The sequence below is a fragment of the Sphingobium sp. CR2-8 genome, from assembly GCF_035818615.1.
Lineage (GTDB): Bacteria > Pseudomonadota > Alphaproteobacteria > Sphingomonadales > Sphingomonadaceae > Sphingobium.
Genome location: NZ_JAYKZY010000001.1, coordinates 429993 through 441250, shown reverse-complemented (window position 1 = coordinate 441250; position 11258 = coordinate 429993). Strand labels below are relative to the sequence as shown.

Sequence of the window (11258 nt, the reverse complement as noted above, 5' to 3'; positions counted from 1 at the left end):
GACAGGCCAAACGATAACGGGAGAGGGACATGAAACATCTGTGGATGACGGGCGCGGGCCTGCTGATGGCGATGCTGCCCGCAAGCGTGATGGCACGGCCCGTGACCGACTGCGCGCTGCGCGACGCGCCCTTTTCGATCGAATCGCCCATGATCGACATCGTCCGCAGCGCCCCGGCAAAAGCCGCGGTGGAAGCAGGCGCGCCCGATGTGTTCACCGCCCTGCCGCCCCGCTTCTTTTCGCCTGACGCGCCGAGCTTCGCTGCGATCCTGACGTTGAAGGCGCTGGGCAAGATGAAGAATCTGCCCGCCGACAAGCTGGCGGCCCTCGACAAGAGGTTGCGCGCATTGCCGGTAACGGCGGCGGATCGCACGGCGCGCTGCGCCCGCTACGACAATGACCGGCCGACCATCGCCCTGCCCAGGGGCAAGCCGCGCCTGCTGATCTTCGAGAAGATCAACGGCTTTCGCGACGGCCCCTCGGTCGATGCCGCCCGCGCCGCGTTCCAGGCGATGGCGCAGCGCAAGGGCTGGGCCGTCGTCGTCAGCGACAAGGGCGGCGTGATGACGCCCGCCAATCTGCGTCGGTTCGATGCGGTGATATGGAATAATATCAGCGGCGACGTGCTGACCCTGTCGCAGCGGGCCGCGTTCAAATCCTACATCGAACAGGGCGGCGGCTATGTCGCGGTGCATGGATCGTCGGGCGACCCGTCGACCTTCTGGCCCTGGTATGTCGACACGCTGGTGGGCACCCAGTTTGCGGGGCATCCGATGAATCCGCAATTTCAGGACGCGCGGATCGTGGTCGAAGGGCGCGATCATCCGGTCGCGGCCGGATTGCCGCACGAATGGACCATGAACGACGAATGGTACAGCTTCACCGCCAATCCGCGCCCGGGCAGCACTGTCCTCGCCACGCTGGACGAGGGGAGTTACAAGCCCAGCGCGCTGGCGATGGGGGATCATCCGATCGCCTGGACCCGCTGCGTGGGAAAAGGTCGGGCCTTTTATTCGGGGATCGGCCATCGTCCGCAGACCTATGCCGATCCCCATTATGTGACCATGCTGGAAAATGCCGTTGTCTGGGCCGCGTCGCGCCGCGCCACATGCCCTGTGGCCAAACAATGATGAGACGCGGCGTGGCGGGCGGATTCAGTGCGCGGGTAGCACGATCGCCCGGCATGCGCCAAAGCCGATCGGGAAGAAGCCCGATGCCGACGCGGTCGCGCGCAGGATGATCTCGTCGCCATCCTCCAGGAAGGTGCGAGTTTCACCGCCGGGCAGCTCGACCGCTTCTTTGCCGCCCGCCGATAACTCCATCAGGCTGCCATAGCCCGAGCGATCGGGCGCGGAGATGGTGCCGGTGCCGAGCAGGTCGCCGGGATTGAGGTTGCAGCCGTTCGACGCATGGTGGGCGACGATCTGTTGCACCGTCCAATACATGTTGCTCGCCGGACCGCGGCTCAGCCGCACGGGCGCATCGCCGCGCGCGCGCATCGCTTCGGTCAGGATCAGCACCTCCAGCTCCAGCCCCAGCGCGCCATGCGCCTGATCGGCGGCGTCCGACAGATAGGGCAAGGGATCGGGATCACCGTCCGGCCGGGGCGGCTGCGCCAGGCGGAAGGGCGCCATCGCCTCCGCCGTCACGACCCAGGGCGATATGGTCGTATGAAAGTTTTTCGACAGGAAGGGGCCGAGCGGCTGATATTCCCAGCCCTGGATATCGCGCGCTGACCAGTCGTTGAGCAGGCAGAAGCCCGCGACATGCTCCGGCGCTCGGTGGATAGGTATGGGGCTGCCCAGATCGTTGCCGGTCCCGATCCAGATGCCCAGTTCCAGTTCATAGTCCAAACGCGTGCACGGCCCGAACAGCGGCGCGTCGGCCTCCGGCGGCTTGCGCTGGCCCATCGGTCGCCGCAGCGGGACACCCGAAGGCCGGATGGACGAGGCGCGGCCGTGGTAGCCGATCGGCACATATTTATAATTGGGCAGTAATGGATTGTCGGGCCGGAACTGTCGCCCGATATTGTTGGCGTGGTGAATGCCGACATAGAAATCGGTATAGTCCCCGATGCGCGCGGGCAGATGCATCGCGCAGTCCGCCGCGTCATGGAGGTGGGGGCGCAGCGCGTCCGCCATGGCAGGATCGCTCAGCATCCTGCTGATCGCGCCGCGCAGGCTACGGCGCTGGGCGGACGGCAGGGCGAACAGCGCATTGAGGCTCTGGTCCTGCAACGCTTCCGCCGTGTCGGGGAAGCGATCCGCCGTGCTAGTCAGGTCCCATATGCTCTCACCGATCGCAACGCCAATTCGCGCCTTTCCACCGGGCGGGGAAAAAACGCCGAAGGGCAGGTTCTGGATCGGGAAATCGGCATGGCCGTTGGCGCTGTCCACCCAACTGGTGAGGGCAGGATCATGCGTCGCGTCGGTCGTCCACCAGTTCATGCGTCATCCCCTTCCGAGGGTAGTTGCGCCTTGCGGAATCCTGTCCAACACGCGTCGTAATCGCCTTGCAACAAAGGCGTTTCCATCGCCCAGCGCGTCGGCGTGAAGGGCAGGCGGCTTTCGAACATGAAGGCCATCGTGTCGGCGATCTTCTGCGGTTGCAGGGTCGCCGCGACCGCCCGGTCATGGCTCGCGACGTCCGGCCCATGGGCGGACATCATTGTGTGCAGGCTTGCGCCGCCGGGCGCGAAGCCGCCCGACTTGGCGTCATAGTCGCCTACGATCAGCCCCATAAATTCGCTCATGACATTGCGATGGAACCAGGGCGGGCGGAACGTATCCTCCGCCACCATCCAGCGCGGCGGGAAGATGACGAAATCGACATTGGCCGTGCCCGCGCTATCGCTGGGCGAGGTCAGCACAGTGAAGATGGACGGGTCGGGATGGTCGTAGCTGACCGTGCCGATCGTGTTGAAGCGCGTCAAATCATAGCGATAGGGCGCGACATTGCCATGCCATGCGACGACGTCGAACGGGCTGTGGGCCAACGTCGTGGTCCATAGCTGTCCCTGATATTTCTGCACCAGTTCGCAGGGCCGCTCGACATCCTCGAACGCGGCGACCGGCGCCTCGAAATCGCGGACATTGGCGAGGCCATTGGACCCGATCGGTCCCAGGTCCGGCAGGCGAAACGGGGCCCCGTGATTTTCGCAGACATAGCCGCGCGCCCCGCCATCGGGCAATTCCACACGAAAGCGGACCCCGCGCGGGATCAGGGCGATCTGGAGCGGTGCGACGAGCAGGACGCCCATCTCCGTCACGATCCGCAGCCGCCCCTGCTGCGGCACGATCAGCCATTCGCCATCGGCGCTAAAGAAGGCGCGATCGACCATGGACAGGTTGGCGGCATAGAGATGGACGCTGCATCCCACCCCGGCCGCTGCGTCACCATTGACCGCATAGGTAACGAGGCCATCGATGAAATCCACCGCGCCGCCCGGTATGGCGATCGGGTTCCAGCGCAGCCGGTTTGGCGTCGCCACGGCGTCGCAGGGCGCGCTGCGGAGCAGGCTCGGTCCGGCATGGGGTGCGAAGAGCGGATGCATCGCGCTCGGCCGCATGCGATAGAGCCAGCTGCGCCGGTTTTCATGCCGGGGCGCCGTGAAGGCGGTCGCAGACAACTGCTCGGCATAGAGGCCGTAGGGGACGCGCTGCGGCGAATTGCGGCCGATCGGCAGCGCGCCCGCCATCGCCTCGCTCACATGATGGTTCCCAAAGCCGGTCAGCATCGGCGGATCGATGGGCTGTTTCATGCCCGCCTCATGCGTCGACACGCACGACGCCGCGCCGGATCTGATCCAGTTCGATGCTTTCGAACAGCGCTTGGAAATTGCCGTTGCCGAACCCTTCATTGCCCTTGCGCTGGATGATCTCGAAGAAGATCGGGCCGAACATATTTTCGGTGAAGATCTGCAACAATATGCCTTCGCTCTCCACGTCACCGTCGATCAGGATGCGGTTCGCCCGCAGGCGTTCCAGATCCTCGCCATGGCCTGGCACGCGCTTGTCGACCAGTTCATAATAGGTCTCGATCGTGTCCTGCAACCGCACGCCACGCCCGCGCAACTTCTCCACCGTCTCGTAAATATTGTCGGTGGTCAGCGCCAGATGCTGGATCCCTTCGCCATGATAGTCGCGGATGAACTCCTCGATCTGGCTCCTGTCGTCCTGGCTTTCGTTGAGCGGGATGCGGATCGCCCGGTCGGGCGCGATCATCGCCTGGCTGGTAAGACCGGTCGCTTTCCCCTTGATATCGAAGAATTTCTGCTCCTCGAACCCGAAGAGTGTGCGATAAAATGCGCTCCATACCCGCATCTGCCCGCGCCGGACATTGTGGGTCAGATGGTCGAGCAGGTCGAGGCCGACGCTGTTCGCGGCCGCCCTCTCCTGCCAGCCCGGATATTCGGCCCAGTCGGCATAGGGATCGCCCGTCGCCGGCATGAAATAGAGATAGGCACCGCCGATCCCCTCGATCACCATGTCGTCTTCCGCCGTGGCTTTCCCGCCATGGGCGAGCGCCCAGTCGAGCGCGGCCTTCGGGTCGGCGACGCGGAAGGCCATCGCGCTGGCGGATGGGCCATGCACGCCGCGAAACTCCGCCACGCGCCCCGCATCGTCGCGGTTCAGCATCAGGTTGATGCGCCCCTGGCGATAGCGGGTGATGTTCTTGCGGGGATGGCGGTGGCTGGCGACGAAACCCAACTGCTCGAACTGTTCCGCCATCGCCTCCGGATCGGGCGAGGTAAATTCGACAAATTCAAAGCCGTTGAGGCCCAGGGGATTATTATCGCTGGTCATAGGGCGTCCTCTTCCTTCTTATGGGCATAGGCCTGGGTGCCGCGATGGAAGACGCGGTCGGTCGGCAGGATGGTGTTGGTATCGAGATCGGGCAGACCGGCGAGTGCGGCATAGAGCGGCGCGAAGTCGGTCTCCGCGGTCATGCGCAACAGCTGTTCGAAACTGTCGATCACGAAATAGCTCTGCTGATAATCATCGATGCGATAGCGGGTGCGCATCAGCCGCTGGAGGTCGAACCCCAGGCGATGGGGCGACGGATCGTCCAGCGCGAAGACGGACTCGCCATGCGACGACACGATCCCCGCGCCATAGAGTTTGAGGTCGTCGCCCTGCCGGATCAAGCCGAACTCCACCGTGTACCAGTAGAGCCGCGCCAGCCGTTCGATCGACCCCAGCGCATCGGCGCGCAGGCCGCCCTGCCCATAGGCCTGCATATAATCGGCGAACACCGGGTTGGCGAGCAGCGGCACATGGCCGAACACGTCGTGAAAGACGTCCGGTTCCTGGAGATAGTCGATCTGGTCGGGCTGACGGATGAAGCGTCCGGCGACGAAGCGGCGGTTCGCCAGATGATCGAAAAACACGCTGTCCGGCACCAGGCCGGGCACCGCGATCACCTGCCACCCCGTGCGCTGCATCAGCCGGTCGGACAATTCGGCGAAGTCGGGAATGCCCGGCTTCGTCATCCGCAATATGTCCAGCCCTTCCAGAAATTCGGGCACGGCGCGGCCGGGCAGCATCTGCGCCTGACGCGCGAACAGTCGGTCCCACATCGCATGGTCCTGCGCGGTATAGGACGCCCAGTCCTGCGCTATGCTCCAGTCGTCGGCCGCGCCTGTCGGAGCGGTGATATCGGTTTGCGCCATGGCTGTATCATGCCATGCCCATGCGGAAATTTCGTTTCATTCTGGGCATGGTTCGGCCTATAATAGTTATGATATCATCACATCATGGCGATTTATGAAACAGGATGGTCAAATCGATGCAGTGGATCGCAAGATCCTCTTCGTGCTTCAGGCCGACGCCGCGATCAGTCATCAGGATCTGGCCGAACGGGTCGGCGCGTCTAGCGCGTCCTGCTGGCGACGGATCAAGGCGCTGGAGGCTGCGGGCGTCCTGACCCGCACCGTCCGGCTGGTGGACCCGGCGCAGGTCGGACGCGGGGTCAATGTGTTGTGCAACATCCGCATGCGCAGCCACGCCCGCGACGCGCGCGCCGCTTTCGAACATTTCGTCGATGGTCGGCCGGAGATCGTGGAATGTTTTTCGATGTCGGGGGAATGGGACTATCTGATCCGCGTCGTCGTCGCGGATGTGGAGGATTATAACCGCTTCCTCATGCAGATATTGCTCGGCCATGCGTCTGTCGCGGGCGCGGCGTCGCATTTCGCCCTGTCCATGACGAAATATACGACGGCGATCCCGTTATGATGGATGCTGAAACAGGTTCAGCAGGACGTGGTACGGGAACAGCCTTGGCTCACTAGAGCATAATCCGATCATAAAGGATCGGATTATGCTCTAGTTGTTCTTTGTTTTCCGCATTTTCCAAGCCAGCAGATGACGTCATCTGCTTCGAAAATGCTCTAGAGCGCCCGGAACCGGAAGTTGCGGAACCGCGCTTCCCCCGGCCCCGCTGCATAGAGGCCCGGTCGCAGCATCAGAAATCCGCCGCGGACATTATGATGATATCCCGAAACTTCCATGCCCCGGTCGAAGCGGCTCCATGTCGCCCCGCCATCGCCGGACAGATGATAGGAGACGATATGATGACGGTTGCTGACCTTCATCGTCAGTCGTCGGCCATGGGGATTGGCCGGTCGCCCCCGCTCCATCCCATATTGATGGGTGACGAAGCGCGTTTCATCAAACCCCAGACCGCAATAGAGCTTGTCGTCGTAAAAGAGGATCAATCCCGCCGTCCCGCCGGGGGCGATTTCTATGTCGCATTGAAATTCATAGGCAGGGTCGCCCGCAATCAGCAGCAGGGGCGATAAATCGACTGGCGCGGTGCCCCGCCCTTGCAGGATCAGCGCGCCCTTCTCTACCCGCGCCCGGCTTGCCTCGTCCGGTGCGGGGCGGAAGAAATTCCATTTCGCGCCGAGCCTGAGATCCCTGAAATCGTCCGACAGCGCCATGCCATGGGGCAGCGCCTGTCCGCCGCGCGGCTTGGGCAAGGGGCGTGACAGGTCGCCGCCGGTCATGCGGAACCAGCCGTCCGCCGTCCATTCCACCGGATCGAGCAATGTCTGCCGCCCCAGCGTCCACAGCCCGTTTTCATAGCCATGATAGAGCGCCCACCAGCTTTTGTCCGGCGCCTCGACCAGGCTGGCATGGCCGCGCGACCACCAGCGTTCGTCCGTGCTTTCGGTGCGGACCAGCGGGTTGCCGGGGTGCTGTTCCCATGGCCCGTGGATCGATTTGGCGCGCGCGGCGATCACCATATGGCCGGTCGGCGGTCCGGCGGTGCCGCCCACGGCGGTCAGCATATAGAACCAGTCGCCGTGCCGGTGGATCTTCGGGCCTTCGGGCGAAAACCCTTCCACATCCCATGTGTCGGGATAGCGCCAGGGGTCGTACACATGTTCGACCGCGCCCACCGTCGCCAGCCCGTCTTCGGACAAGCGGATGCGGTCGCCGCCCGACAGGAACAGCCAGCGGCTGCCATCCTCCCCCACCACATGGCACGGATCGATATGCGCGTGCAGTTTGAGGTCGATCGGATCGCTCCATGGGCCGTCGATATGGTCGGCATGGATGACGAAGATGCTGTTCGGGCTGGCCTTGACCGGGATGTAGAGGAAGTAGCGGCCCTTATATTTTTCCAGGCTGACGGCCCAGACCGACCCAATATTCTTGTTAAGCGCCGCCTTGCGCGGTTGCCAGTTGATGAGGTCGCGGCTGTGCCAGATGGTGATGCCGGGATAGCTGTCGAAGCTGGAAAAGGTCATGTAATAATCCGCGCCGTCCTTCAGAATGGCGGGATCGGGCCGGTCGCCCGACAAGAGCGGATTGAGAAAGCGTCCGTCGCCCAGATCGGCGATGCGTTGATTGTCAGGGCCGCGCTTCCAGTCGGTTGCCAAGGTCGAGGCGGACGGAGTCGAGCCGGGCGGGGGCAGCGCGGCCTGTACCATGTCGGAGCGGGCCAGCGCCACTGCGCTCCCCGCTACCAGCCCGGTCATAGCGTCGCGGCGGCTGATCGTCATGCTGTCTCCCACATAGATAAAGGGTCCGGGCCGCCCGTGCAGAGGCGGCCCGGACCCATGAGCCGTCACATCTTGAACCGCGCACCTATCTGGATGGTGCGGCCGAAATGCAGCTGCTCATAATTGCGATTGGTATCGACGTCGGTGTAGCGATCACGATAATCGTCGGTCAGGTTGATGCCTTCCAGCGACAGTTCCAGACCTTCGAACAATTTGTAGCGGATCGACGCATCGACGTTGATCGTGCTGTTATAGCCTTCGAACACGTTGCCGGTGCCGCTGGTGCCATCAATATAGGGACCACGATAGCTGACGGATGCGCGCGCACTGAATTTCGCATCCTCATAATAGAGCGTACCGTTGATCGCTTTCTTGGACAGGCCGAACAGCGTTTCCGTCCGTGTCACCGGCACGTTTGGCCCCAAGGCGCAGTTTGCACCGGAACATGGGTTCAAAATCGGCCCCGGTGTCGTGTAGGTCGCACTGGATTTGATGAAGGTCGCATTCACGATGCCGCCAAAATGGGACAGGAAACCGGGCAGGAAGGTGAATGGCGCCTGCAAGGCGATTTCCACGCCTTTCAGGCTGGCGCCGGACCCGTTGATGGGCCGGGTAATGTTCCACAAGCGCCCTTCGACATTACCCGCCGCAGGAGAACTTGGCGGGATGATCGACACCGGCAGACCCGTCGATGCATATGTACCGGTGGTCGTATCGCTGATCGGGAAACTCGACACATCCTTCTTGAAGAAGGCGACCGAGAACAGCGATTGCGGCGCGAAATAATATTCGAACGCCAGATCGTAGGACGTCGCGCGGAACGGTTCCAGCTGTGGATTGCCGAAGCTGATATTATAGTTGAAGCCGTCCACCGAGCCGCCCGGCGTCAAGCTGCCCAGGCTCGGCCGCGTGATGACATCGGCTACCGATGCGCGAACGATGAAGTCGCGGTGCGGGAAGATAGCGACGTTCAATGCCGGCAACCAATCTTCGTAGGACCGCCTGATCGTACGATTGACCCCCGCCAATAGCCCCTGTGCGCTTTGGCCGGTCCGTACATAACGCACGCCCGCATTGGCGGCATATTCCAGACCGAATATATCGCCCTTTGCGTCGAACTGGATATAGCCGCCCTTGACCGTTTCCACCACGCCGCGCGTATTGCCCGGGTCTACCGCCAGCGCCCGATCATAGAGCTTGGTGTAGGCGGTGCCGGTCTCCAGATTGGGCACCAGCCACTGGGTCGTCGTGCCAGCGGGCGCGTTCGCGCCCTTGAGCGTGAAGAGTTGCGACAGCGCCGCCGTCACCGGCAAGCCGTAAATGGCTGTCGGGCCGAAGGCGCTGGTGGGCGAACAATTGACCGTCCCCAGCACGCGATCCAAGCCGCCATTGCCGCACACGACCGTGTCGCGGGTGAAGCCTTCGGTGTCGAAGGAGAAACGGCGATAGACCCCGCCCGTCTTCACCGTGAAGCCTTCGGCCACGTCCCATTCGGTGCGCAGCTGCACGGTGCGGAACTTGTTGATGGTGGACGAGGGCCGGTCGCGGATTTCGGCGAGCTGGAAATTGGCCGGATCGGTGACACTGGTGCCGAAGGTCAGCACCGGACGACGCATGTCGCTATAGTCGTACTTATAGCCCTGCGCATCGCGATCGTCGAACACCAGCGTGGTTTCGACCGGGATCGACGCATCCGACTTGGAGAAGCCCCCGAGCAGGGTGAAGCGGAAGCTGTCGCCCAGATCCTGATCCCAGGTCGCGCCCAGCTGATAGAATTTGGTCTGCGACTTGCGCAGATAATGTTCGGTACGGACCCAGGCGTCGTTCAGCGTCGCCGACACCATATTGTTGTTGCTGTCATAGACCGGGTTCAGGACATCGATCGACCGTTCGTTCGACCGCAGCAGCACTTCGCCCCATTTCTCCTCGCGCGTTTCGCGGAAGCGGGAGAAGAGACCGTCGATCGAGACTTTGGTCGCTTCGGAGGGCGCCCACTGGATCGATCCGGTGATGCCCAGACGCTCGCGTTCCTGCGCGATTTCGCCATAGCGCGGAATGCGCGGGTGGAAGGCGAGCGCGGCCTGGTTGCAGGCCGCGCCAGGCAGATAGGTGCCGCCGCTGTTCGGCTGGGTGAAGCAGCGCGTGCCGTTGACGCTGTCCAGCCGCGCCTGCGACCAGCGCACTGTGTTGTTGCCCATCTGCTTGGTGTCGAGCTTGGAATAGGCGGCGGACAGCGCCACGCCCCATTGGCCGTCGTCCGACTTCCAGGACATCAGGCCCGCAAGGCGCGGCCCCCATTTCTTGCTGAGATCGTTGTAGGAGCCGGTCGCCGACCCCACGAAGGTGAAGCCGCCCTTTCCCGCCAGCGGGTTGCCGGTATTGAGGTCCACAACCGCGCCCAGCGATCCTTCGTCCAGTGACGCTTCGGCGGTTTTATGCACCACCAGCGAACTGAACAGTTCGGACGCGAACACGTTGAAATCGAACGCGCGATCGCGGTTGGAACTGGCGCCGTCTGTCGAGGTGGCGACGGTTTCCAGACCATTTACGCGCACGCGGGTGAATTGCGCGCCCAGGCCGCGGACGGTGATCGCACGGCCCTCGCCGCCATCGCGCTGGATCGAGATGCCGGGAATGCGTTGCAGCGATTCCGCCAGATTCTGGTCAGGGAATTTCGCGATATCTTCCGCGACGATCGCGTCGACCGATCCCACCGTCTGGCGTTTGAGGTTGATGGCCGCGCCCAGAGACTGGCGAAAGCCCGTCACGACGATGTCGGCGGCATCGCCATCGGCGGCGACTTGGGGCGCAGCCGCAGCCTGCGCCGGGTCGGCCTGTGCCGTATCCTGGGCCAGTGCGCCGCCCGGCATCGCCAGCAGCAGTGCGGCCAGCGATGCGCCCGCCAGCCAATGCCGGTTGCCACGATTAAAGCCATTCCCTTGCATCAGCTTTCCTCTCCTTCCTGTTGCCAGCACGTCCGATGCCCGAACCTGCTGCATATGCGGGTCCCGACAGGCGACATGCCCGTCCTGCGCCGTCGGCTCTTGCCGATCGAAACGCATGCTTGGAAACCGGTGTCATAGATGCGCCAGACGCTATCGCCTGTCAATATGCTCCGAACATCCAACGGATTTTACCGGCTATATCACTGATTAACGAGCATAATGTCTTTGCACTCACGCAGTGCCAACCAAACTGGCTGCAAGGCAAGCTTCTCATCAATTCCCGCGACCGCCATCGACCCATC

Annotated in this window: 8 protein-coding genes; 2 read left to right on the top strand and 6 right to left on the bottom strand. The window is 63.1% G+C overall.

The features are described from left to right. The first annotated feature begins 29 nt into the window (after positions 1 to 29). The gene (locus U5A82_RS01960; protein ID WP_326288227.1) at positions 30 to 1130 is read left to right on the top strand and encodes a ThuA domain-containing protein; all 1101 of its coding nucleotides are present in this window, start codon (positions 30 to 32) and stop codon (positions 1128 to 1130) included. A gap of 24 nt (positions 1131 to 1154) precedes the next feature. Here the strand turns inward: U5A82_RS01960 and fahA are convergent, their stop codons facing one another. The 4 genes from fahA to phhA are packed head-to-tail and all read right to left on the bottom strand — an operon-like array spanning position 1155 to position 5671. Further along, positions 1155 to 2447 (bottom strand): fumarylacetoacetase, encoded by a 1293-nt coding sequence (gene fahA / locus U5A82_RS01955; protein ID WP_326288226.1) that lies wholly within the window; start codon positions 2445 to 2447, stop codon positions 1155 to 1157. After that, entirely contained in the window at positions 2444 to 3760 is a 1317-nt protein-coding gene (hmgA, locus tag U5A82_RS01950; RefSeq protein ID WP_326288224.1) for a homogentisate 1,2-dioxygenase, read from the bottom strand. The genes fahA and hmgA overlap by 4 nt, the downstream gene beginning before the upstream one ends. Before the next feature lie 7 nt (positions 3761 to 3767). Next, positions 3768 to 4805, bottom strand: a complete 1038-nt coding sequence (hppD, locus tag U5A82_RS01945; protein ID WP_326288223.1) for a 4-hydroxyphenylpyruvate dioxygenase — start codon at positions 4803 to 4805, stop codon at positions 3768 to 3770. Next, positions 4802 to 5671, bottom strand: coding sequence for a phenylalanine 4-monooxygenase (gene phhA, locus U5A82_RS01940; RefSeq protein WP_326288221.1), 870 nt, complete (start codon positions 5669 to 5671; stop codon positions 4802 to 4804). Before phhA ends, hppD begins: the two co-directional genes overlap by 4 nt. Positions 5672 to 5765: 94 nt before the next feature. Here phhA and U5A82_RS01935 point away from each other — a divergent pair, with 94 nt between their 5' ends. Beyond that, complete coding sequence (locus tag U5A82_RS01935; RefSeq protein ID WP_326288219.1) at positions 5766 to 6236, top strand: Lrp/AsnC family transcriptional regulator; 471 nt, start codon at positions 5766 to 5768, stop codon at positions 6234 to 6236. A gap of 155 nt (positions 6237 to 6391) precedes the next feature. Here U5A82_RS01935 and U5A82_RS01930 read toward each other — a convergent pair whose 3' ends face one another. Further along, positions 6392 to 8011: a family 43 glycosylhydrolase gene (locus U5A82_RS01930; protein ID WP_326288217.1), complete on the bottom strand. Its 1620-nt coding sequence runs from the start codon at positions 8009 to 8011 to the stop codon at positions 6392 to 6394. 65 nt (positions 8012 to 8076) lie between these two features. Further along, entirely contained in the window at positions 8077 to 10956 is a 2880-nt protein-coding gene (locus tag U5A82_RS01925) for a TonB-dependent receptor (protein ID WP_326288215.1), read from the bottom strand. Positions 10957 to 11258: the final 302 nt, after the last annotated feature.

What these genes read in the sequence shown, in the direction of transcription:
- fahA (WP_326288226.1), bottom strand. Translation starts at nt 2,447, where the DNA reads ATGAACTGGTGGACGACCGACGCGACGCATGATCCTGCCCTCACCAGT.
- hmgA (WP_326288224.1), bottom strand. Translation starts at nt 3,760, where the DNA reads ATGAAACAGCCCATCGATCCGCCGATGCTGACCGGCTTTGGGAACCAT.
- hppD (WP_326288223.1), bottom strand. Translation starts at nt 4,805, where the DNA reads ATGACCAGCGATAATAATCCCCTGGGCCTCAACGGCTTTGAATTTGTC.
- U5A82_RS01960 (WP_326288227.1), top strand. Translation starts at nt 30, where the DNA reads ATGAAACATCTGTGGATGACGGGCGCGGGCCTGCTGATGGCGATGCTG.
- U5A82_RS01935 (WP_326288219.1), top strand. Translation starts at nt 5,766, where the DNA reads ATGAAACAGGATGGTCAAATCGATGCAGTGGATCGCAAGATCCTCTTC.
- U5A82_RS01925 (WP_326288215.1), bottom strand. Translation starts at nt 10,956, where the DNA reads ATGCAAGGGAATGGCTTTAATCGTGGCAACCGGCATTGGCTGGCGGGC.
- U5A82_RS01930 (WP_326288217.1), bottom strand. Translation starts at nt 8,011, where the DNA reads ATGACGATCAGCCGCCGCGACGCTATGACCGGGCTGGTAGCGGGGAGC.
- phhA (WP_326288221.1), bottom strand. Translation starts at nt 5,671, where the DNA reads ATGGCGCAAACCGATATCACCGCTCCGACAGGCGCGGCCGACGACTGG.